General features: G+C 62.8%; 19 protein-coding genes. 6 read left to right on the forward strand and 13 right to left on the reverse strand.

The features are described 5' to 3' along the window. Positions 1–85: 85 nt before the first annotated feature. The 6 genes from OU426_RS03285 to OU426_RS03310 form a co-directional block, all read right to left on the reverse strand. On the reverse strand, positions 86–352 hold the full coding sequence (locus OU426_RS03285) for a DUF2160 domain-containing protein (RefSeq protein WP_324289799.1): 267 nt from the start codon (positions 350–352) through the stop codon (positions 86–88). A 131-nt stretch (positions 353–483) separates the two neighbouring features. After that, entirely contained in the window at positions 484–1281 is a 798-nt protein-coding gene (locus tag OU426_RS03290; protein WP_267632415.1) for a carbohydrate ABC transporter permease, read from the reverse strand. Between the two features lie 7 nt (positions 1282–1288). Continuing rightward, positions 1289–2152, reverse strand: coding sequence for a carbohydrate ABC transporter permease (locus OU426_RS03295; protein ID WP_267632416.1), 864 nt, complete (start codon positions 2150–2152; stop codon positions 1289–1291). Beyond that, a complete protein-coding gene (locus OU426_RS03300) occupies positions 2152–3231 on the reverse strand; it encodes an ABC transporter ATP-binding protein (protein ID WP_267632417.1) in 1080 nt (359 codons plus the stop codon). The genes OU426_RS03295 and OU426_RS03300 overlap by 1 nt, the downstream gene beginning before the upstream one ends. 7 nt (positions 3232–3238) lie before the next feature. After that, complete coding sequence (locus OU426_RS03305) at positions 3239–4303, reverse strand: ABC transporter ATP-binding protein (protein ID WP_267632418.1); 1065 nt, start codon at positions 4301–4303, stop codon at positions 3239–3241. 110 nt (positions 4304–4413) lie between these two features. Beyond that, the gene (locus OU426_RS03310) at positions 4414–6153 is read right to left on the reverse strand and encodes an ABC transporter substrate-binding protein (protein ID WP_267632419.1); all 1740 of its coding nucleotides are present in this window, start codon (positions 6151–6153) and stop codon (positions 4414–4416) included. Positions 6154–6330: 177 nt separating this feature from the next. On the opposite strand from OU426_RS03310, the gene OU426_RS03315 reads away from it, so the two are divergent. Beyond that, positions 6331–7005 carry a GntR family transcriptional regulator gene (locus OU426_RS03315; protein ID WP_267632420.1) on the forward strand — a complete coding sequence of 225 codons (675 nt, stop codon included), beginning with the start codon at positions 6331–6333 and terminating at the stop codon, positions 7003–7005. A 217-nt stretch (positions 7006–7222) separates the two neighbouring features. Next, positions 7223–8617 carry an aspartate aminotransferase family protein gene (locus tag OU426_RS03320; RefSeq protein ID WP_267632421.1) on the forward strand — a complete coding sequence of 465 codons (1395 nt, stop codon included), beginning with the start codon at positions 7223–7225 and terminating at the stop codon, positions 8615–8617. Positions 8618–8701: 84 nt separating this feature from the next. Here the strand turns inward: OU426_RS03320 and OU426_RS03325 are convergent, their stop codons facing one another. From OU426_RS03325 to OU426_RS03350, 6 genes are all read right to left on the reverse strand, one after another. Further along, entirely contained in the window at positions 8702–9265 is a 564-nt protein-coding gene (locus OU426_RS03325; protein ID WP_267632422.1) for a sugar O-acetyltransferase, read from the reverse strand. A gap of 71 nt (positions 9266–9336) precedes the next feature. Continuing rightward, positions 9337–10458: an NUDIX domain-containing protein gene (locus OU426_RS03330; RefSeq protein WP_267632423.1), complete on the reverse strand. Its 1122-nt coding sequence runs from the start codon at positions 10456–10458 to the stop codon at positions 9337–9339. 16 nt (positions 10459–10474) lie between these two features. After that, positions 10475–10915, reverse strand: a complete 441-nt coding sequence (locus tag OU426_RS03335; RefSeq protein WP_267632424.1) for a TrgA family protein — start codon at positions 10913–10915, stop codon at positions 10475–10477. After that, positions 10916–12130 carry an SAM-dependent methyltransferase gene (locus OU426_RS03340; protein ID WP_267632425.1) on the reverse strand — a complete coding sequence of 405 codons (1215 nt, stop codon included), beginning with the start codon at positions 12128–12130 and terminating at the stop codon, positions 10916–10918. A gap of 62 nt (positions 12131–12192) precedes the next feature. Continuing rightward, on the reverse strand, positions 12193–13620 hold the full coding sequence (locus OU426_RS03345; RefSeq protein WP_267632426.1) for a cryptochrome/photolyase family protein: 1428 nt from the start codon (positions 13618–13620) through the stop codon (positions 12193–12195). Positions 13621–13627: 7 nt separating this feature from the next. Next, positions 13628–14860: an aminotransferase class V-fold PLP-dependent enzyme gene (locus OU426_RS03350; protein WP_267632427.1), complete on the reverse strand. Its 1233-nt coding sequence runs from the start codon at positions 14858–14860 to the stop codon at positions 13628–13630. 294 nt (positions 14861–15154) lie between these two features. Between OU426_RS03350 and OU426_RS03355 the strand changes: the two genes are divergently transcribed. From OU426_RS03355 to OU426_RS03365, 3 genes are all read left to right on the forward strand, one after another. Next, a complete protein-coding gene (locus OU426_RS03355) occupies positions 15155–16201 on the forward strand; it encodes an extracellular solute-binding protein (protein WP_267632428.1) in 1047 nt (348 codons plus the stop codon). Between the two features lie 167 nt (positions 16202–16368). After that, the gene (locus OU426_RS03360) at positions 16369–17418 is read left to right on the forward strand and encodes an extracellular solute-binding protein (RefSeq protein WP_420712563.1); all 1050 of its coding nucleotides are present in this window, start codon (positions 16369–16371) and stop codon (positions 17416–17418) included. 148 nt (positions 17419–17566) lie between these two features. Next, positions 17567–18475 (forward strand): lysophospholipid acyltransferase family protein, encoded by a 909-nt coding sequence (locus tag OU426_RS03365; RefSeq protein WP_267632429.1) that lies wholly within the window; start codon positions 17567–17569, stop codon positions 18473–18475. A 5-nt stretch (positions 18476–18480) separates the two neighbouring features. Here the strand turns inward: OU426_RS03365 and OU426_RS03370 are convergent, their stop codons facing one another. Next, positions 18481–19179, reverse strand: a complete 699-nt coding sequence (locus OU426_RS03370; RefSeq protein ID WP_267632430.1) for a DUF1223 domain-containing protein — start codon at positions 19177–19179, stop codon at positions 18481–18483. Positions 19180–19428: 249 nt separating this feature from the next. Between OU426_RS03370 and acnA the strand changes: the two genes are divergently transcribed. Next, the gene (gene acnA / locus OU426_RS03375; RefSeq protein WP_267632431.1) at positions 19429–22119 is read left to right on the forward strand and encodes an aconitate hydratase AcnA; all 2691 of its coding nucleotides are present in this window, start codon (positions 19429–19431) and stop codon (positions 22117–22119) included. Positions 22120–23543 lie beyond the last annotated feature (1424 nt).

Below are 23543 nucleotides of genomic sequence, written 5' to 3' on the forward strand. Positions count from 1 at the left end.
GGGGCGGATCCTCGTATCGTCACCTTGCACTCCATCGATCCTAGCAGCGGCGGGCGCATTCGCAAAGCCGGGGTTGTTCCGGGTCTCATACTTTCCAGAAACAGAAGGCACCCCAGGCGATCGCAAGCGCGAGCGGCCACCAGAGCGGCATGCCCATGAGCCAGAGCCAGGCCATGAAGATGTAGCTGGTGCCAAGGAGAGAAATGAACAGCCGGTCGCCGCGGGTGGTGGTCAGGCCGAGGATGCCGGTGCGTTCGTCGCCACCGGGCCTGCGGATTTCCAGGACGGTCAGCAGGGCCATGGCCGAAAAGATCCCGATGAAGACCGCAAGCGTCGCGGGCGTCCAGGCCATCCAGAACGAGGGCCAAAGAGGCGCCGTCCAGGAAAAGCCCTTGTCCTCGGCCTTGCCGAGATTGCCCCAGCCCGCCGTCTGGGCATTGGCCACGACGGGCATCAGGGTCAGCATGAACGCGGCGTATCTCATCACACCCTCCCCAGGGCGAAGCCCTTGGCGATATAGTTGCGGACGAACCAGATCACGATGGCGCCGGGGATGATGGTCAGCGTGCCGGCGGCTGCCAGAAGGCCGAGCTCGTAGCCCGCCGAAGAGGCGGTCTTGGTCATCGTGGCGGCGATGGGCTTGGCGTAGACGGCGGTCAGGGTCTTGGCGAGCAGAAGTTCGACCCAGGAGAACATGAAACAGAAGAAAGCCGCGACACCGACGCCCGCCTTGATCGTCGGCAGGAAGATCTTCAGGAAGAAGCGCGGGAAGGAATAGCCGTCGACGAAGGCAGTCTCGTCCAGTTCCTTCGGCACGCCGCCCATGAAACCCTCGAGGATCCAGACCGCGAGCGGGATGTTGAAGAGGCAATGTGCCATCGCCACCGCCCAATAGGTGTCGAACAGCCCGACCGCTGAATAGAGCTGGAAAAAGGGCAGCGCGAAGACGGCGGCGGGCGCCATGCGGTTGGTCAGGAGCCAGAAGAACAGCTGCTTGTCGCCGAGGAACCGGTAGCGCGAGAAAGCATAGGCCGCAGGCAGTGCAACGGTGACGGAAATCACTGTGTTTATCGTTACATAGGCGATGGAGTTGATGTAACCCCAATACCAGGTCGGATCGGTGAAGATTGTGCGGTAGCTAGCCAGCGTCCAAGTCTGGGGGAAAAGTGAGAAACCGCCCAGGATTTCCTGCGTCGTCTTGAAGCTCATCGCCACCAGCCAGTAGATCGGCAGCATGAGGAAGGCGATGTAAAGGATCGGAATGATGGATCTTTTGCGCATCTTTATCTCACTTCACATCGTGCCGGGTCATGAGCGTGTAGAAGAGCCAGGAGGCAAAGAGCGTGATCGCGAAATAGATCAGGCTCATCGCCGCCGCAGGCCCGAGGTCGAACTGGCCAAGGGCGATTTTCACGAGATCGATGGACAGAAGCGTCGTCGAATTGCCGGGGCCGCCGCCGGTCAGCACGAAAGGCTCGGTATAAACGTTGAAACTGTCCATGAACCGCAGAAGCACGGCGATGGTCAGCACCTGCTTCATCTTCGGCAGCTGGATGTAGCGGAAGACCGCCCAGTTGGACGCCCCGTCGATCTTGGCCGCCTGGTAATAGGCGTCGGGGATCGACACGAGGCCTGCGTAACAGAGAAGCACGACAAGCGACGTCCAGTGCCAGACATCCATGGTGATGATCGTGATCCAGGCGGCGGTCGGGTTCTGGGTCATGTCATAGGTGACACCCAGCACATGGTTGAGGAAATAGCCCAGAAGCCCGATGTCCGGCAGGGTGAAGATGTTCCACATCGCACCCACCACATTCCACGGGATCAGCATCGGCAGGGCCATGGTGACGAGGCAGACCGGCACCCAGAAGCCCTTCCTCGGCATCGAAAGCGCGATGATCACGCCGAGTGGCACCTCGATGATCAGGATGAGGAAGGTGAAGAAGGCCTGCCGTCCGAGAGCCGCCTGAAACCGGTCGGATTTCAGGATATCCTCGAACCAGCCAAGCCCGTGCCAGAAAAAGACATTGTCGCCGAACGTCTCCTGCACGGAATAATTCACCACCGTCATCATCGGGATGAGCGCGTTGAAGGCCACTAGGATGACTACCGGCAGGACGAACAGCCAGCCTTTCTGATTGACCTTGCGCATCAGGCGGCCCTCCCCTTTTCGCTCGCGATCCAGCCGTCGCAGTAAAGCCGCGTCTGATCGGGGCGGAAGGTCAGATGCACCGCCTCTCCTTGCCCCGGCACCGCGCCCTCGACGATCGCATTCACCCGCGTGTCGCCCAGCATCGCCTCAACCACCGAATGACGCCCGAGATCGGACACTTTGCGCACTGTCGCGGGCAGGCCGGTTGCGCTGAGCGAAACGAATTCCGGCCGGATGCCGACCTCGGTTCTGCCAGCGCCGACCGTCACGGCCCCTTCCAGCGAAACCTGATGGCCAGCGACGAAAGCGCCGCCATCGCGGACCTCGCAAGAGAGCACGTTCATGCCGGGCGAACCGATGAAATGGCCGACGAACGTGTGCTGGGGCCGGTCGAACAGGTCGACTGGCGTACCGATCTGCACCACCTCGCCGTCCTGCATCACCACCACCTGATCGGCGAAGGTCAGCGCCTCGGTCTGGTCATGGGTCACATAGATCATGGTTGCCCGGACCCGGTGGTGAAGTTCCTTCAGCTTCGAGCGCAGTTTCCACTTCAGGTGCGGGTCGATGACGGTCAGCGGCTCGTCGAACATGATGACGTTCACGTCCTCTCGCACGAGGCCGCGGCCCATCGAGATCTTCTGCTTGTTGTCGGGTGAGAGGTTCGCGGCGCGGACCTTCAGCATCTCGGTCACGTCAAGCATTGCGGCAATCTCCTCGACGCGGGCCTTGACCCGGCCCTCGTCGATGCCGCGATTGCGGAGCGGAAAGGCGAGATTGTCGAAGACCGACATCGTGTCGTAGATCACCGGGAACTGGAAAACCTGCGCGATATTGCGCTGATCGGGCGGCAGTGTGGTCACGTCGCGGTCGTTGAACAGGATGCGACCCTCTGAAGGCACCAAAAGCCCCGAGATGATATTGAGAAGCGTCGATTTCCCGCAACCGGAAGGCCCGAGAAGCGCATAGGCGCCGCCATCCTCCCAATCGAGATTGAGCTCCTTCAGCGCATAATCCTGCGGCCCCGATGGGTTGGCCATGTAGGAATGGCGGAGTTTGTCGAGCGTGATCTTGGCCATCGTCCCCTCAGGCGACAAGCGCGCCGTCGGGCGCGAAATAGAAGCAATTGGCGGGATCCATGTAGAATTCATGGGCGCGGCCCACCTCGAACGGATGGACGCCCGGGGCGAGCGAGACCCAGGTATCATCGCCAAGACGGAAATGGGCGGAGCTTTCGGAGCCCGACAGTTCTGTCACCATGATCGGCCCCGTCAGCTTCACCTCGGCCGCCGAACCGTGCATTGGCCGGACGTGATGGGGGCGGACCGCGACCGTATAAGGCCCGTCCGCGAGGTTCGCGGCGGCACCGGCGAGCGGCCACTCCGCGCCCGCCTTCAGCCGCATCCGGTCGCCCATCTTGATTGCCGGTGCCGCATTGATCGGGGGATCGGAAAAGACCCGCGCCGAGACAAGCGTATTGGGGTGCCGGTATATCTCGGCCGTCGGACCGAATTGCGTTACCCGCCCGTCCTGCATCAGCGCGGTCTGGCCGCCAAGCATCAGCGCCTCGGCCGGTTCAGAGGTGGCATAGACCACAACGGCGCCACGGCCTGCGAAAAGGTCGGGCAACTGGTCGCGCAACTCCTCGCGCAGCTTGTAGTCGAGGTTGGCGAGCGGCTCGTCCAGGAAAACGGCGGTCGATTCCTTGGCGATGGCGCGGGCAAGCGCGGTGCGCTGCTGCTGGCCGCCAGAAAGCTCATGCGGGCGACGCTTCAGCATCGGGCGGAGTTTCAGCACATCCGCTGCCGCCTCGACCCGTCCCTGGATTTCCGAGGCGGCGAGGCCCGCGACCCTGAGTGGCGAGGCAATGTTCTCGAATACGGTCATATGGGGATAGTTCACGAAGAACTGGTGGACGAGGCTGATATTGCGCTTTTGCGGGCTAAGGCCGGTCACGTCTTGACCGTTCATCAAGAGCTTGCCCGACGCCAGCCGGTCGAGACCCGCCATCAGCTTGATCAGAGAGGTCTTGCCAGACCCGGTCTCGCCCAGAAGCACATTGAACCGGCCGGGTTCGAAGACGAGCGAGGTTTCCTTGATATGGACCGCCTGTCCGACCCTTTTGGTGACAGCCTGAAGCTCAAGCGCCATCCGTCCCTTCCTTCTTCGATTGTCGCACCCATCATGGAAAAACCGGGGCCCCGGAAGATGACCGGAGGCCCCGGCAGGGGTGGCCATCGCTGGCCACCGCCGGGGAGAGCTTAGTTCTCAGCCCACTGCTTGATCAGGTCGTCATAGTTGACGGTCATGCCCGGCTCTTTCTCGTTTTCGAGCTTGGCATGGGGGCCGCCTTCCTTGCCGAGCCATTCGGACGGGTCCTTGGGCTCGTTCAGACGCGGGCCGCAACCGCCGTAGACATTGGCGCTTTCGTCGGCTGCCTGCATGCGGGCCATGGTGATGTCCATCTCTTCGGCCAGACGGTCCATCGCCTCTTGCGGCGTGAAGGCGCCCGAGTTCACGTCACCGATCTGCTGCCACCAGATTTGCGCGAGCTTGGGATAGTCGGGCACGTTGATCCCGGTCGGCGACCAGCGGACGCGGTCGGGCGAGCGGTAGAATTCAACGAGACCGCCAAGCTTCGGCGCGCGTTCGGTGAAGCTTTCATGCCGGACGGTGCTGTCGCGGATGAAGGTCAGACCCACGTGCGATTTCTTCACGTCGACCGTCTTCGACACGACGAACTGGGCATAGAGCCAAGCGGCCTGCGCCCGGTCTTCCGGGGTGGATTTGAGGAACGTCCAGGAGCCCACGTCCTGATAACCGACCTTCTGGCCTTCCTTCCAATAGGGACCATGCGGCGAGGGCGCCATCCGCCACAGCGGGTTGCCGTCGGCATCGACCGTATTGTTGCCTTCAGACTGCGGCTTCACCATGTCGGCGGTGAAGGCGGTGTACCAGAAGATCTGCTGGGCGACGTTGCCTTGCGAAAGCGCAGGCAGTGACTGGTAGAAGTCATAGGAGGCAGCGCCCGGAGGGGCGTATTTCCTGAGCCATTCGTCCCATTTGGCAATCGCAAAGACCGCCGCCGGGCCGTTCGCCTCGCCACCGCGGGACACGCTTGCGCCCGAGGGATTGCAGGAACCCGCTTCCATCCGGATACCCCATTCGTCGATCGGGATACCGTTCGGCTCGCCGGGCGAACCCGCACCCGCCATCGACAACCAGGCGTCGGTCATCCGCCAGCCGAGGTCAGGCGCGCGCTTGCCATAGTCCATGTGGCCATAGATCGCGGTGCCGTCGATTTCCTTCACGTCGTTGGTGAAGAACTCGGCGATGTCCTCGTAGGCCGACCAGTTCACCGGCACGCCGAGATCGTAGCCATATTTGGCCTTGAAGGCGTCCTTGAGGTCCTGGCGGTCGAACCAGTCCTTGCGGAACCAGTAGAGGTTGGCGAACTGCTGGTCCGGAAGCTGGTAGAGCTTGCCGTCAGGGCCGGTCGTGAATTTCGCGCCCATGAAGTCGGCGAGGTCGAGACCTGGGTTGGTCGTGGCCTTCCAGTTGCCTTCCATCATGTCCGACAGCGGATAGGCCAGCTGCAGGCGCGAATGGGTACCGATCAGGTCGCTGTCATTGACGTAACCGTCATAGAGGTTGCGGTTCGTCTGCATCTGGGTCTGGACGGCCTGCACCACTTCGCCCTCGCCGAGGATCTGGTGGTTGACCTTGATGCCGGTGATTTCCTCGAAGGCCTTGGTCAGGACCTGCGATTCATAGGAATGCGTCGGAATCCCTTCCGACAGCACGTTGATTTCCATGCCTGCATAGGGCTTGGCGGCTTCGATGAACCATTTCATCTCGGCCATCTGATCATCCTTCGACAAAGCCGAAGGCTGGAATTCCTCGTCGATCCATTTCTGTGCCGCGGCCTCGTCGGCAAATGCCGGCCACGACCCCGCCATGACGGCAGACACCGCCACGGCGGAGAGCAGATACTTCCGCATCCTGTCTCCTCCCGAATAATGCTGAGCCAGTCTCCAGCTGGCTGATGGAATTGAGTAACGGGATTCGTCTCATTGTCAAACTAAAAGTTTAGTAGACGAAGATTGATCGCTGCTGAGGCTTGATCCGGACGGCTCTGGTCGATAATTTGACCAAAAGGTCGCAAAGGGCTTGGCTCGATGGATATCGGTGGAACCGAGGGACAGGATCGGAAAGTCCCGACCCATGAAGTGACCTATGTTCAGCTGCGCAACATGGTCCTGACCGGCGGGCTCGCACCCGGACAAGCCGTTACCATTCAAGGGCTTATCAAGGAGCTCAACGCTGGCATGACACCGGTGCGCGAGGCGATCCGGCGTCTGACGGCGGAAGGGGCGCTGACACTCCACGGTAACCGCCGCGTTTCGGTCCCGCGCCTGACGGCGACGCTTCTGGACCAGATCGCCTTCGCGCGCCTGACGGTCGAGCCGAAGATCGCGGAGCTTGCCGCGCCGCGCCTCTCAGGCGAAACTATCGAGCGGCTGGTCGAGATCGATGCCGGGATCGACCCGGCGATCCGGCGCGGTGACATTCCCGCCTATCTGACCGGCAATCATCTTTTTCACTTCACGCTCTACGAGGCCTCCGGCGCCCAGGTTCTGGTCGAGATCGCCCAGTCGCTGTGGTTGCGGTTCGGCCCGTCGCTGCGTGTCGTCGCGGCGCGCTACAGTGAAGGGCGCCTGCCCGACCGTCATCTGGACGCGCTTGAGGCCGCGCGCGCAGGCGACGGCCGCGCGCTTGCCCGCGCCATCGAGGCCGACATAGCCCAAGGCGTCGATATGGTGCGCCAGGCGCTGCAGGCCGGAGAGGTCTGACCGGTCGCTTATCGTCGCGCTGCGTGCGCTCTTCGCTGAGCCGCCCAAGGAGCGCGTGGCGTGCGGCAACAAGGCCTGCCAGAAATTTGATCAAATTTCTTGACAACCGCCATGCCCCGACTATTCTGACGCTAATGGCACCTTGTCGGACCGGGGGATGATTCCCCGACCGGTTCCGGGCAAAAGGGCCTCGCACCCCTGGGATTGTGAGGGCAAGATGACGAAGATCACCAACCATATGCCGACGAAAGAGCTGCAGGCGCTCGACGCCAAGCACCATATGCATCCGTTCACTGAGAATGCCGCCCTGGCCCGCAAGGGCGCGCGCATCATGGTGCGCGGCGAAGGCGTGTGGCTGACCGACAGCGAAGGCCACAAGATTCTCGACGGGATGGCGGGCCTGTGGTGCACCAACATCGGCTATGGCCGCAAGGAGCTGGGCGAAGTGGCCAAGCGCCAGATGGACGAGCTGGCCTATTACAATACCTTCTTCCAGACCTCGCATGTGCCCGCGATCGCGCTGGCCGCGAAGCTCGCGGAACTCGCGCCGGGCGATCTGAACCATACGTTCTTTGCCGGGTCCGGTTCGGAAGCCAACGACACCAACATCCGCGCCGTCCGCCGTTACTGGGACATCAAGGGCCAGCCGGAGAAACGCGTGATCATTGCACGGCACAATGGCTATCACGGCTCGACCATGGGCGGTGGCTCGCTCGGCGGCATGGCGCCGATCCACGCCCATGGCGGCAAGATCGACGGCATCGTCCACATCGGCGAACCGAACTGGTGGGCGCAGGGCGGCGACATGACGCCCGAGGCCTTCGGCCTGATGCGGGCGCAGGAGCTTGAGGCGAAGATTCTCGAACTCGGCGTCGACAAGGTCGCGGCCTTCATCGGCGAGCCGATCCAAGGCGCGGGCGGGGTGATCGTGCCGCCCTCGACCTACTGGCCGGAGATTCAGCGCATCGTCGACAAGTACGGCATCCTTCTGATCGCCGACGAGGTCATCACCGGCTTTGGCCGCACCGGCAACTGGTTCGGGTCTGAGACCTTCGGGATCAAGCCGCATATCATGACGATCGCGAAGGGCCTCAGCTCGGGCTATGCGCCGATCGGCGGGTCGATCATGTGCGACGAGGTGGCCGAGGTGCTGGGTTCGCATGGCGACTTCAATCATGGCTACACCTATTCGGGCCATCCGGTCGCGGCGGCCGTCGCGCTGGAGAACCTGCGGATCATCGAAGAGGAAGGGATCATTGACCATGTCCGCAACGTCGCGCATCCCTATCTGAACGAACGCTGGCAGGCGCTGGTCGATCATCCGCTCGTGGGTGAAGCCAAGCTCGTGGGCCTGATGGGCTCGATCGCGCTAACGCCGAACAAGGCAACGCGCGCCAAGTTTGCCTCGGAAACCGGCACCGTCGGCTACCGCTGCCGCGAGCGTTGCTTTGCCAACAACCTGATCATGCGCCATGTAGGCGACCGGATGATCATCGCCCCGCCGCTTACCATCAAGCCCGAGGAAATCGACGTGCTGATCGCCCGCGCGCGCAAGTCGCTGGACGAATGCTATGCGGGCCTGAAGGACGACGGACTTCTGAAGGCTGCTTGAGGACTTCCGACAGAATTACGGGCCGGCGCCAATGCGCCGGCCCGTGTCATTTACGCCCCTTTTCTTGAACCGCTTTTGAAGTATTCAGATCGGCCGGGCCGGGCCGCCAACCACGCGCGCGCCTGGCGCTACGTCGCGCGTGACGATCGCGCCGGCGCCAATCATCGCGCCATTCCCGACCGTAACACCGGGCAGCAGGATGGTACCGCCCCCGATCCAGACATCCTCGCCAATCGTCACCGGCAAGGCGCGCTCCAGTCCAAGGCGCCGTTCGTCGGCCCCGTGGGCATGATCGGCACAGTAAATATGGACGGAAGGGCCGAGCAACGTCCGCCGGCCGATCCGCACCGGTGCCGTGTCGAGAACGACGCAGCCGGCATTCATGAATACGCCGTCACCCAGTGCGAGGTTCCCTCCATAGGCGACGTGAAAGGGCGCCTCGATCAAGACGTCTGCACCGATCTCTGCCAATAGTTCAGCAAGCTCCGGCGCCATCGGGCCGCGCTCAGCCGGGTCCATCGTTGCGTGCCGCCAGCAGGCATGCCGCGCGATCTTGCGGAGCGCCTCGAGCTCAGGTGTCAAACAGGAGTACCAGCGCCCGTCAGCCACCTCGGCCAGGGCGGGAGGCGGTGGATGGAAATCCTTCATGCGAGGAGCCTCAAGACGGGGGATCACGGGCCCAAGGCTACTCCCGGCCGCGAGGCGGGCCAACAGGAATATCAAGTGCCCCGCAGGCGCGGGCGCTCCCGTTCCAGCCACAAGGCGATCAGCATCAGGGGTGCATTGTCGATCTCGCCCGTGGCGAGCAGCTCCATGAGCCGGGCGAACGGGATGAGGTGGCTGCGGATGTCTTCGGCCTCGTCCGCGAGCCCACCCAGGCCTGCGATCCCGTCAGGCAGGTCGGCAAGGCCGATGAACGAATACAGATACTCGGCCTTTGCCCCTGGTGAGGGATAATAACTCGGCCCTGGCATCAGCCGGTCGATGGTCAGCCCCGCCTCTTCCTCGGCCTCCCGCAAAGCCGCTTCCTCCGGCGTCTCGCCACCGTCGACCCGGCCCGCGATCGCTTCCAGAAGCCAGGGATTGGCATCGCCACGCGCGTAAGGCCCAGCGCGGAACTGTTCGATCAGGAGCACCCGGTCTCGGACCGGATCATAGGGCAATACGATCGCCGCATCGCCCGAGATAAAGACCGCTCGCTTGAGAACCGGCCCCATCGAGCCATCGAACCGGCGGTAGGACAAATCATGTTCCTCGACGGCAAAAAAGGCCTCGTACGGATGGTCGAGCCGCAGGCGTGACACGTCATCGGGCGACACGCTGCGGCGCAAGGTTTCCGTTCCGCCCCGGGGCGTCTCGGCGCGCAAGCGCGCCCCGGCGCGGGTGAGCATCTGCCCGTAGCGCCGCCCGAGCCGCTCGGGCGAGCCTGCGCCGTGCCGCACCATTATGTCGGCAGCCGCTGCGGTCACCGTCGGGGCCCACCGGGCCTGCCATTCGGCCGCCCGCCCCGCCGTCGCCGCATCGGCCGGCTGCGACGCGCGGTGATAGATGCGCACGCTCTGTGCGCGCCCGTCACGCATCGTGACGGTGGCCTCCGCAGGCCGATCTCCGAACACCGCCGCGTAGAAATCCATCCGCGCGAGCGCCTCCGCATCGATGTCGGTCACGATCAGGCCATCCGCTCCGTCGCCGCCGGGCACAAGCGCCGAGCGCGCGCCACCGTCAAGCCAGACCTCGGAGAAATCGGGAAGATTCGCGGGTTCGGTCGTAACGGATAAGCCCAGAACGACCTCCGCAAGCGGAGCATGGCGCAAAGCACCATGCAGGAAAAGCGATGTCACAAACCGGTCTCCGCAGCTATCTCCAGCGTCGCCCGGCCCACTCGCTGAGAACGCCCGCCAGCATACCGCCCCCGAGAAGCACGAGCAAGAAGTCGGCCGCGAGCATGCGCTGCACGATCTCGGCGGCGATCCCGATCAGCCCCATGATCGCCTCGGTCGGGGTGTCGTAATATTTGCGGACCGCCTGGACAAGCATTTCCTCGGTCGAGAAGAGCACAAGCGCCAGCGCCAGCGCCCCGAGCGAGGCACGAAGCCCTGCATTTGCCGACGGCCACCAACCCTCACCGGTCGCCGGGCCCAGGATGCGCCAACCGCAGACGATGCCGATGATGGCACTGAGCGGCGAGAAGGCGCCGAACTGGGTGCCCGCAGGCATGTGCGGCTTGAATATCTCGGCGCTCAGGAAGGCCACCAGCGCCATGCCGAACGCTGCAAAAAGTTTGGAAGCGGTAGGCATTCAGGACACCGGCCTTTCAATTGTAATCTGGGTCACGTCGCAATTGCCGAACCTGAAGGCCCCGGCGCAAGAAGTCAGATAGAAGTTCCACATCCGGCGGAACCGTTCGTCGAAACCGAGCTTCGCCACCTCATCCCACCGGGTATTGAAGGTCTCGTGCCATCGCCTGAGCGTCTGGCTGTAGCTTTCACCGAATTCGAGCGATCCGACCAGCCCGAGCCCGGCGCGCGCCACTTCCGCCCGCAGCGCCGTGGGCGAAGGCAGCATACCGCCCGGGAAGATGTATTTCTGGATGAAATCCACGCCCTTGCGATAGACCTCGAAGCGCTTTTCCTGCAGCGTGATGATCTGCAGCGTGGCCTTCCGGCCGGGTTTCAGCCGCTCGCGCAGTGTGTCGAAATAGACCGGCCAGTATTTCTCGCCCACCGCCTCGAACATCTCGATCGAGGCGATGCCGTCGTAGCGGCCTTTCTCGTCACGATAATCCTGCAGCTTGATCTCGACCCGATCCGACAATCCCGCCCGCTTCATCCGCTCGACCGCGAAATCGTGCTGGGCCTGGCTGATCGTCAGGCCAGTGACTTTCAGTCCCCGCTCACCCGCCGCATATTCGGCGAACCCGCCCCAGCCGCAGCCGATCTCCAGCACGTGATCGCCAGGCTGCGCGCCGATCCGGTCGACCATCGACGCATATTTCGCCCGCTGCGCTGCCTCCAGGCTTTCCTGCCCGCTTTGGAACAGAGCCGAGGAATAGGTCATCGTATCGTCGAGCCAGAGCCGGTAGAATTCATTTCCGAGGTCGTAGTGGTAGGCGATGTTCTTCTTTGCCTGCCGCTTGGTGTTGGCGTTCATCCAGTGCCGCAGCCGCTCCAGCGCCCGCAGGAAACCCATGCCGGGAAAGCCGTCATAGACGCTGTCATTGCCGTCGTGGACGAGGTCCATGAAGGCCTGAAGATCAGGCGTCGACCAGCCGCCTTCGAGATAGGCTTCGGAAAATCCCAGATCGCCCTCGCGGATCAGCCGCGCGAAGATGTCCGGATCGTGGACAGTGATTTCGGCAACCGGCCCTGCCGACTTTCCCTCTGCACGGAAACGCCGTCCGTCCTCCAGAACGAAGTCCAGCCGTCCGCGGTTCAATGTCTGGGCAATCTGAAAGACCTGCGCAAAATAGCGCGGCAGGCGGGTCTGTCCCTCTGTTGTCGTCAGAATATCCATGTCGCATCCCCCGATGAGGGGAGCTTAGCGCAAGAAAATCCGCCCGGGCAACGATTTCGTGATCACTGGCCCCGGAAGTGCTCGTAGGCGGAAAGGGCCCGGGCGCGCCCGGCGGAATGTTCAATGATTGGTTTTGGATAGGGAGTGGCCCTGTCAAGGTTCCACCATCGGGGTACCGCATCGAAATAGGCGTCGGAGAAAGCGCCGCGCCCGTCGCGGCCCTCGCCGAGGAAGCGGTTGCAGTAAACCCGCTCTGGATCGAAACGGTCAGCTTGCGCATCGGGATTGAAGATACGGAAATAGGGCGCGGCATCCGGGCCGGAGCCCGCGACCCACTGCCAGCCGAGTGCGTTCGAGGCCGGGTCCCAGTCGGTCAGACAGTCGGCGAACCATGCAAGGCCCACCCGCCAGTCGGTCAAAAGGTGTTTGGTCAGGTACGAGGCCGCGACCATCCGCACCCGGTTGTGCATGCGCCCGGTGACATACATCTCGCGCATTCCGGCATCGACGAACGGCACGCCGGTCATGCCTCGTCGCCAGCGTGCAGCATCCTCATTGTCGCGACGCCAGGGGAAGGCCTCCCAACCCTTGCGCCAGTTCTCGGTCGCCAGCGTTGGATTGTGATACATGAGATGCCAGGCGAAGTCGCGCCAGCCGAGTTCGGAGAGGAATTTCTCGGCGGCGCTGTCGAGCGCGGCGTCATGATCCTTGCGCGCCATCGCCTCGGCCCAGATCCGGCGCGGCGAAATCTCACCCCAGGCGAGGTGGTCGGACAGGCCTGACGCGGCTTCCTCTGTCGGAAAATCTCGACGGTCGGCGTAGCGGTGAAGCTTCTCCTCTAGAAAAGTCGACAGGCGCTCCAGCGCCGCCGCCTCGCCCGGCCGTATGTGCGGACGCAGGATCGCCGCGCCGCGGTTCATCGGCGCGTCCATCTTCCAACTGGCGAGTTCGTCGCTCGCAGGCCAGGTCGCGGGTGGGCGAAGTAAGGGCGGCACAGCTTCGGGCGCCGGGACCGGCCCCTGCCGCAGGCGTCGCCAGAACGGGGTGAAGACCGAATAGGGATGGCCCGCCTGCGTCAGTATTTGCGTCGGCTCGTGCAGCAGCGCCCCTGGGAAACTGCGCGCCTCGATGGCCGAAGCGGCCGCCCAGCTTTTCACTTGGCGGTCCCGCGCGATATGGGCGGGCTCATAATACCGCGTCCAATGCACGGCGCGTGCGCCGGTTTCCGCCACAAGCGCCTTCAGAACCTCTAGCGCCCTGCCCCGCCTGAGGATCAGCCGCAGCCCGCGCCGTTCCAAAGCGGCGGCGAAAGCTGCGAGCCCGAGACCAAGGCGGTAGCGCGGTGCAGCGCCCAGCACCTCGACCGTCTCGTCATGGATGAAAAGCGGAACAATCGGCCGCCCCGTCTCTGCGGCGGCGGCAAGCGCCGGGTGATCGTCCAGCCGCAGGTCACGGCGGAACCAGACGATCACCGGCGCCTGATCTGCCATCCCGCCCTCAAAGCACCCGGTCGAGCGCGCCGATGAGACGGCGCACATCGTCGGGTGAGGTGTAGTGGGTCATCGACAGCCTGAGCACACCCTTTTCAAGATCAACGCCCATCGCCGTCAGCGGCCGCACGGCGTAGAAATCCCCGGCCCAGCAGTTGATCCCCTCGCGCCCCAGTGCCTCCGACACCGGTTCCGCCGCGCGGTCGAGTGCTGCGGCAACCGTCGGTGCCCTGCGCGCGGCGTCTCGCGGGCCGATCAGACGCAGGTCGTTGCGTGCGGCGAGATAGTCGAGCAGCGGCTGGCAGATGGCAACTTCATGTGCGCGCATCAGGTCGTGGACGGTAGCACCGCGCTTGGCCGCGTCCGGTTCCGGTGTGAAATGCTTGGCGTGGAGCGCGTCGAAATAATCGGCCATCCCGGCGGATGCCGCGATCTGCGCGTGGTCGGGACCGGCGGGGGTGAAGCGCTTATAGAGAGTGTCGCCGTTGAAATAGTGTCCCTGGTTCGGAAGGTCGAACCCGAAGGTCTCTCGGATCACCATGATACCCTGATGGGGACCGTAGACCTTGTAGGCCGAGAAAAGGTAGATATCAGCGCCCAGTTCTGCGACGTTCGGCAGGCCGTGGGGCGCATAGCTGACCCCGTCCACGCAGACCGCCGCCCCTGCCGCATGCGCCATGGCCGCGATCTCGGCCACCGGGTTGATTTCGGCCACCACGTTCGAGCAATGCGGGAAGCAGACGAGCCGCACCTTGCCGTCGGCGAGCAATGGCGAAAGGCGCGCGGGGTCCAGATGACCGGTCGCCGCGTCGATCTGCCATTCCCTGACCTCGATCCCGTCCTCGGCCAGCCGGCGCCAGGGGCCGGAATTGGCCTCGTGATCTTGATTGGTCACGACGATCGCGCCGCCCTTCTCGGTCAGCCAGCGGCGAACGGCCTGCGCCAGAACATAGGTGTTCGCCGTGGTCGAGGGGCCGAAGGACAGTTCTTGCCGCTTCACCCCCATCATCGCCGCAAGGCGGGTGCGCGCCTCGTCCATCTCGGCGCCGCCGGCCTGGGCGGCGGCATAGGGCGCATAGGGCTGCACCTTGCGTTCCTTGTAGAACCGTGTCAGCCGATCGATCACCGGCTGGCATGCATAGGAACCGCCTGCATTTTCGAAGAAGGCCTGATCGGCAAGGCCCGGCACCGAGAAGGCCGGGAACTGGCTGCGCACGAATCCGAGGTCTAACGTCGTCACATCTGTCTCCATCATCCGAAGGGCTGATCGCCGGGAAGGCCCGGCAGACAGCCGCCAAAGGGCTGACAGGTCTTCCTGCCGAGCCGCAATCGCCCGTCATGGAGGAGGTGCGGCAGATCCGTGAAGCCGGATCGGGGCAAAGCTTAGCCGCGGCTGGCCTTGTCGGGAAGGGCGCCACAGAAAATTTTCCTTCGCCACCCGCCCATTAGCCCGCAAGATTTCCCGGATCGAATCAAAAGACTTGCGATGTCACTCACGGTAGGTATGATTTGATCATATTCTGGGGAGGATAGAATGATCAAAAGAACACTTCTGGCCGCGACGGCCATTGTCTCGCTCGCCTTGCCTGCATCCGCAGCCGACCCCGATCTCGTCGTGCTGGAATGGGCGGGATACGATATCGAAGGGCTTTATGCCGACTACAAGGCCAAGTATAACGACAACCCGACCTACTCCTTCTTCGCCTCCGACGACGAGGCGTTCCAGCGGGCGGTGTCCGGATTCAAGGCCGACGTCTTCCATCCCTGCTCGACCTTCGTGGAGAAATATCGCGAGGCGGGACTGATCGAACCCTGGGACCCGGCAAAGATCGCGGCGATGGGCGATATCGACGCGAAATTCCTGGGTTCGGCAACGATCAAGGATGATCAGGGCGTCTGGTTCCTGCCATTCGACTGGGGTGCAACCGCCGTCGCCTACAATACCGAACAGGTCCCGGCTGAGGATGTGGCCTCGCTGAATGTCTTCACCGATCCGAAATATCAGGGCCGCACCTCGCTGCCCAACTCGTCCGAGGACGTCTGGGCGCTTGCCTATCTGGCCACCGGCACGACGAACTGGACCAAGGTCAGCGACGAACAGTTCGATGCCGCCGCCGCCTGGCTGCGCGAGGCGCACAAGAACGTGCGCGCCTACTGGAACGATTCGGCCGAACTCAGCCAGCTGATGGCATCGGGTGAAGTACTGGTCGGCTGGGCCTGGAACGATGCTGTGGCGCTTCTTAAGGAAGAGGATTTCCCGGTCGGATTCCAGCGCGAGGCAAAGGAAGGCTCCTCGACCTGGTTCTGCGGCTATGTGAATGCCAAGGACGGTCCCGGCAACGAAGACAAGGCCTATGACTTCATGAACTCGATGCTGCGCGCCGATGCGGCCGGGGTTCTGGTGGGCGAACTGGGCTATGGCCATTCGAACGCAACCGCAATGTCAGGTATCGCAACCGAGGACCTAGACGCGGCGGGCCTTGGCGCCGCCAATGCCCCGATCCTCGCACAGGTGCCGAAAGATCCGGCGCTTCACGAAAAGATGTTGCAGACCTTCGAGAACATCAAAGCCGGTTTCTGACGGTTTTCGAAGCAGCATCAAACAGTTAGGGAAAGACCGAGGGCCTGCGCCGGCCAAGTGCCGCGCAGGCCCTCACCTTGCCCTTGCAACTGCCCGGGCGGCAGGCATAGTTGCCCGCGGTATCCCCGCCCCGGACCCGGTCCGGGGCTTCCACTCTGGAGGCTATCTTGAAACTTCACGCCCTGCTTGCGGCCTCGGTCGCAGCCCTTACCCTCGCCCTGCCCGCCCGCGCGGCCGATCCCGATCTTCTGGTCCTTGACTGGGCCGGGTTCGAGGTCGAAGGCCTATATCAGGCCTACAAGGACAAGAACGGCGACGGCCCGACCTATACATTCTTCGGCTCTGACGACGAAGCCTTCCAGAAAGTCGCCTCGGGCTTCAAATCCGACGTGACCCACCCCTGCTCGCAGATGGTGTCCAAGTACCGCGAAGCAGGCCTGATCGAGCCCTGGGATATTTCGAAGATCCCGGAGTTCGCCAATATCGACCCGAAATTCCTGAATTCGCCGGTCTTTCAGGATGATGGCGGCGTCTGGTTCATTCCGACCGACTGGGGTGTGACGGCGGTGGCCTACAATACCGACGAAGTACCGGTCGAGGATGTCGCCTCGCTTCAGGTCTTCGCCGATCCGAAATACGAAGGCCGCGTGTCGCTGCCAAACTCGTCGGACGATGTCTGGGCGCTGGCCTATCTGGCAACCGGCGTGACTGACTGGACCAATATCTCGGACGAACAGTTCACTGCCGCCGCCGACTGGCTGCGCAAGGTGCATCCGAACGTCCGCGCCTACTGGAACGACCCGGCAGAGATGTCGCAGATCATGGCATCGGGCGAGGTTTTGATCGCCTGGTCCTGGAATGACGGCGTCGCCTATCTGAAGGCTGACAACTATCCGGTCGGCTTCCAGCGCGAGGCCAAGGAAGGGTCGTCGACCTGGTTCTGCGGCTATGTGAACATGAAGGACGGGCCGGGCAAGGAAGACAAGGCCTATGACTTCATCAATTCCTGGCTGCGCCCAGATGCGGCGCCCGCGCTGATCGAGAATATCGGATACGGCCTGTCGAACACGCCGGCGATGGCAGCGATGGATCCGGCAGTCGTCGCCGACGCAGGCCTTGGTGCGATCAACGCGCCGATCCTGCCGCAGGTGCCGAACGACAATGCCCTGCGCGAGCGTCAGCTGGCCGAGTTCGAGAAGATCAAGGCAGGCTTCTGAGCCGAAATCTGCCACAAGACCTGTTGCCCCGGCCTCGCGCCGGGGCAACGCTCTTCACGCGCTTGAGCTTTGGGCTTCAAGCCACTAGGTCTGACCGCACGGCGCCCGCAACCGGGCGCCACCCGTCAGTGAGCAACCCGCCAGACAGATGAGCCGCGACCGCAGCAGGGCACAGATTGCCGTCGACTATGCCACAAACCTCGCCTTGCGCGGACTGATCGGGCTGTCGCTCGCCCTGCCCTACCGCATGCGCGTCGTTGGGATGGGCTGGCTGATGCGCCGGGTGATCGGGCCAATGGCCGGATACCGGGCACGGGCCCTAGCGAACCTCGCGTTCATATGGCCAGAGATGCCGGAAGCTGAGCGTCGGCGCATTGCCGACGCGGCCTGCGACAATGCCGGGCGCGCGCTGATCGAGAATTATTCGACCCGCGATCTGATGCGCCGCATGGAAGGGGTCGAAATCCGCGGCCCGGGCCTCGCCGCGCTTGAGGCAGCACGCGACACTGGGCGGCCGGTGATCCTCGTGTCTGGTCATTTCGGCAATTACGAGGCTGCGCGGGCAGCGCTTGTCGGGCGCGGCTATCATATCGGCGGGCTCTACCGGCCGATGCGCAACGGCTTCTTCAACGAACATTACGTCCGCACGATGGAAGCCTTCGGCGGCCCGGTCTTCCCGCAAGGAACGCGGGGCACCGCCGGTTTTGTGCGTCACCTGAAGGCCGGGGGGCAACTCGTACTGCTCTTCGATCAGAATGTCGTCGCCGCGCCTTTCCTCGATTTTCTCGGCGAGCCCGCGGCGACCGCGACGTCCGCCGCGGAACTGGCGCTCAGATACGACGCGCTCCTCATACCGTTCTTCGCGACGCGAAAATCCGACGGCATCAGTTTCGACATTGAGCTTGAAGCACCGGTACCTTGCGGCAGTCCGAAGGAGATGACCCAGCACCTGAACGACGGCCTTGCCGCGCGTGTCCAGCGAGATCCTGGCCAATGGTTCTGGATTCACCGCCGGTGGAAGCACCCAAATCACCGCGCAGCAGGCAACTGGGGCTGAGTCTGTTATTCCGCTACTGCAGCGACAAAGATCGCGCCCGGCCCGGGCGACTGGATGATCACCACCGCCGGCTGGTCGCCGGGCGCGTCGAGCGTCAGGCTGAGCGGCTTCGAGCCATCCCACTCGCCCACACGCTTCCACGATGTCACGATATTGGTATAGGTCAGCCGCCGACCGGCATTCTCGCCGCGTTCGATGGTGACCGAAGCTGCGGGAATATAGCGGACGAGCTGCACAAAACTGCCCTTCGGCAGCGGCGCGGACGTAGTCGCGGAGACTTTGAGCCGATTTCCGGATCGCGAGAGCTTTAAGTCTGGCGCACTCGCGCCCCCGGCCGGAACAAGCGCTGAGGCGAGCGCGCTCGCGTCCGTGCCGACGATCGATGTTGCGCCATTAACGATGATCTGCGGCGTATAGACCATTCGCTCGCCCGCCGCGACCGCATAGGCCTTCTGGCGCTTGGTGAATGTTGGGTCGGCGAACGTATCGGCCCAGCCGATATAGTCCCAATAATCCACGTGCAGCGCGAGCCCGATCACACCATCGCGCGCCGCGACCTCGGAGAAGAGCGCGTCCGCAGGCGGGCAGGAAGAACAGCCTTGCGAGGTGTAAAGCTCCACGACAGTTACACGCTTTCCTTCGGCTTCTGCCACACCGGCGAACGCCGACAGCGCCGCGGCTGCGGCAATGATCGTCTGTCTCATCTTCATCCCCGTGCCATTCCTGGCAAACTGCCTGACCCAACTTTAGCCAAGCAAGGGAAAGAAAACCATTCACGCCTCACCCGCCCGCCCGCAAGTTTGCGTGAGCAGGATCGCACCTTATCTCACACTCTCTTGCGCCCTACTGCATACATATGTATACCGTATCGCGAACCCCTACTTGAACCACCGGCATTGATCAGGCATTAGCCTTTTGCCGTTATGAGCCTTCGCCCGAGAGGAGCCAGCCAGATGACCGTCATCACCGGAACCGATACCGCAAAGACCCGCCGCACGCTGAGCGCCGGTGGGGCCTCGGTCGACTATTATTCGATCCCGGCGGCAGAGGCCGCGGGCCTTGGTTCGTTCGCGCGGCTGCCTGCCTCGCTGAAGGTCGTTCTCGAGAATATGCTGAGGTTCGAGGATGGCGGGCGGACCGTGTCGGTTGACGACATCAAGGCCTTTGCCGAATGGGGCGCGCAGGGCGGCAAGAACCCGCGCGAGATCGCCTACCGCCCCGCGCGCGTCTTGATGCAGGATTTCACCGGCGTTCCGGCGGTCGTCGACCTCGCCGCGATGCGCGACGGGATCAAGGCGCTGGGTGGCGATGCCCAGAAGATCAATCCGCTCAATCCCGTCGATCTTGTGATCGACCATTCGGTAATGATCGACGAGTTCGGCAACCCGCGCGCCTTCCAGAAAAACGTCGATCTGGAATATGAGCGGAACATGGAACGCTATGTGTTCCTGAAATGGGGTCAGGAAGCCTTCCAGAACTTCCGCGTCGTACCGCCGGGCACCGGCATCTGCCATCAGGTGAATCTGGAATATCTGGCCCAGACCGTCTGGACCGACAAGGACCAGAACGGCAAGATGATCGCCTACCCCGATACGCTTGTCGGCACCGACAGCCATACGACGATGGTGAACGGCCTTGCTGTCCTCGGCTGGGGCGTTGGCGGGATCGAGGCGGAAGCGGCGATGCTGGGCCAGCCCGTGTCGATGCTGATCCCCGAGGTCGTGGGCTTCAAGCTGACCGGCCAGATGATGGAAGGCACCACGGCGACCGACCTTGTGCTGAAGGTCGTGCAGATGCTGCGCAAACATGGCGTCGTCAACAAGTTCGTCGAATTCTACGGCGAGGGTCTGGACAATCTGCCGCTCGCCGACCGCGCCACCATCGCCAACATGGCACCGGAATATGGCGCAACCTGCGGCTTCTTCCCGATCGACGGCGAAACCTTGCGCTATCTGCGCCAGACCGGCCGCGACGAGGCGCGTATCGCCCTTGTCGAGGCCTATGCCAAGGAAAACGGTTTCTGGCGCGGCGCGGACTATGCGCCGATCTACACCTCGACGCTGGAACTCGACATGTCGACGATCGTCCCGGCGATCTCGGGCCCCAAGCGCCCGCAGGACTATCTGGCCCTGACCGACGCCAAATCGTCCTTCGCGAAGGAGATGGAGGCGAGCTTCAAGCGCCCGATGGGCAAGGAAGTCGCGGTGAAGGGCGAGGATTACACAATGTCTTCGGGCAAGGTGGTGATCGCCTCGATCACGTCCTGCACCAACACCTCGAATCCCTATGTGCTGATCGGCGCTGGGCTTGTGGCTCGCAAGGCGCGTGCGCTTGGCCTGAACCGCAAGCCTTGGGTGAAAACCTCGCTCGCCCCCGGATCGCAGGTCGTCAGCGAATATCTGGAGGCCGCTGGCCTGCAGGAGGATCTGGACGCAGTGGGCTTCAACCTTGTGGGCTACGGCTGCACCACCTGCATCGGCAACTCCGGGCCGCTGCAACCCGAGATTTCGGCCGCGATCGCCGAGGGCGATCTGGTGGCAGCCGCCGTCCTGTCCGGCAACCGCAACTTCGAGGGCCGCATCTCGCCCGACGTACGGGCAAACTATCTGGCCTCCCCGCCGCTCGTCGTCGCCTATGCGCTTGCGGGCGACATGAATATCGACCTGACGTCTGAGCCGCTTGGCACCGGCAAGGACGGTCAGCCGGTCTATCTCAAGGACATATGGCCCACCAACAAGGAAATCGCCGATCTGGTCCATGCGACTGTGACCCGCGCGGCCTTTCTTAAGAAATATGCCGACGTCTTCAAGGGCGACGCCAAATGGCAGGGCGTAAAGGTCACGGAATCGGAAACCTACGACTGGCCTGCGACCTCGACCTATATCCAGAACCCGCCCTACTTCCGCGGCATGGGGAAGGAAAAGGGCGCGATCAGCGATATCCAGGGTGCGCGTATCCTTGCCCTTCTCGGCGACATGATCACCACCGACCATATCTCGCCCGCAGGCTCCTTCAAGGCCACGACCCCCGCCGGCCAGTATCTGACCGAACGGCAGGTCGCGCAGAAAGACTTCAACAGCTACGGCTCGCGCCGCGGCAACCATGAAGTGATGATGCGCGGCACCTTCGCCAATATCCGTATCAAGAACGAGATGCTGGACGGGGTGGAGGGCGGCTATACGCTTGGCCCTGACGGCGCCCAGACCTCGATCTACGACGCCTCGATGGCGTACCAGGAGGCGGGCGTGCCGTTGATCGTGATCGGCGGGATCGAATATGGCGCGGGCTCCTCGCGCGACTGGGCGGCGAAGGGCACGAACCTTCTGGGCGTCAAGGCGGTCATCGCGGAAAGCTTCGAGCGTATCCACCGGTCGAACCTCGTCGGCATGGGCGTGATCCCGTTCGAATTCACCAATGGCGAGAACCGCAAGTCGCTGGGCCTGAAAGGCGATGAGACGCTGTCGATCGGCGGCCTTGCGGGCGAGCTGAAGCCCCTGAGCCTCGTGCCACTGACCATCCGCTATGCCGACGGAAAGGAAAGGACCGTGCCGATCAAATGCCGGATCGATACCGAGGTCGAGATCGAATATGTCGAGCATGGCGGCGTCCTGCACTATGTTCTGCGAGACCTCGCGCGGGCCTGACGGGCAATCCGACGGCTAAGAAAGGGCGCGCCCGCTGACAGGGCGCGCCCTTCGCATTTGATCCGGACCGTCGACCTCCGGCGTTGGGGTTCATGGATTTGAAGTGCGCGACACTCGGAAAAGATGAGCATTTGCCCGCCGCCCAAACAATCTTTGGGAGAATTCAACGGCAAGCGCTCCGCCATACGACGACAATCCGCAACAGTGATCGGTTCCTGAAGAGTGACAATAGCGTGACGGAAATCCGCGCAGTCCTATGGTCGAGAAGTCGAATTGTCGCCCAATCGTCGCTGCTTTTCCTGTGCGTTTGCACGCACGATCTGAGCGGATTGTCACAAGGTCAGACCTCGGCGTTCCGCCCACCCAAGAAAACAAGGGAATTCCGCCATCGTGACACGAAGCTCATATTGCCTGGCCGCGCGCCTACCGCGTCGCCGCTGAGCGAACGGGCGGGTCGGCCGGCGCGCGTCGATGGCAGTTCTCCAGCAGAATCGAGGACGGATTGGGCGATTCTGGTTAACGGATGCACACGAACGATATAGCGTCAGCGCCGTCCGCGATGACGGAAATCCGGCCAAAACCTATCTAAAAGTTACTATCCGCTCTGAAGGGTGAAACAATGTATTTCGACCACCCCCGGAGTTTGGTCAAACTATCCAGATGCGCAAATGAAGAATTTGAGTTATCTTGTACATGTGAATAAGAAGTGGTTTTCAGAGTAAAGAGTGACGCCCCACCGATCGTAACGTCGGAATTAGCCAGCGGATCAGGGGTAGGTTCTGTAGATTTTGTAAGAGGTTTTGTTCGGTCGTTTTGTAACAGTATCGCGGTCATTCTTGCCGTAGGACACGCTCCAGAGAACGCCCCGCCCCGCCGGACGGGGCGTTTTCTGTTCGGGTGTCCGGGCTGACTGATTTGGTGGCACGGAAAAGGCCGAAGACGCGCAGGAACTCCGATCGTCAATTGCGCATGTTAGCGCCACCCCTACCCAAAAACGGCCGAAACCTATCCAAAAGTTAGCAACCCCAAATTGTCACGAAACAATGAGTTTCAGGGCGGGCGGGCCTTAACCCAAGGTAAAAGCTTTCTTTTTTTGATCAGTATCGGTATGTTTGACCCATGGTAAGCAAGAAGTTTTCACATCACCTTTTCCCTAGCGCACCCTGGTTCGAACTGGCGGGGTTTGCCCTGCTGATCCTGATCGCGCAGTTTCTTTAAGGCGTTCCGGGGCTGCTCCGGATCATTCTACGAACAGGCGATATTGCTCGCCGCAGACCACTAGCTGCACGGAACGCCCCGCCCCGCCGGACGGGGCGTTCTCGCTTTCCGGGCTGCTGCTGTTGCCGCGGAGGCCGGAAGACGCGGCCACCGAAGCCCAACCTGTCTAAAAGTTAGCAACCAATCGACAGGAAGAAACGGTGATT

This window comes from Frigidibacter sp. RF13, assembly GCF_026626305.1.
Taxonomy (GTDB): domain Bacteria; phylum Pseudomonadota; class Alphaproteobacteria; order Rhodobacterales; family Rhodobacteraceae; genus TMP-24.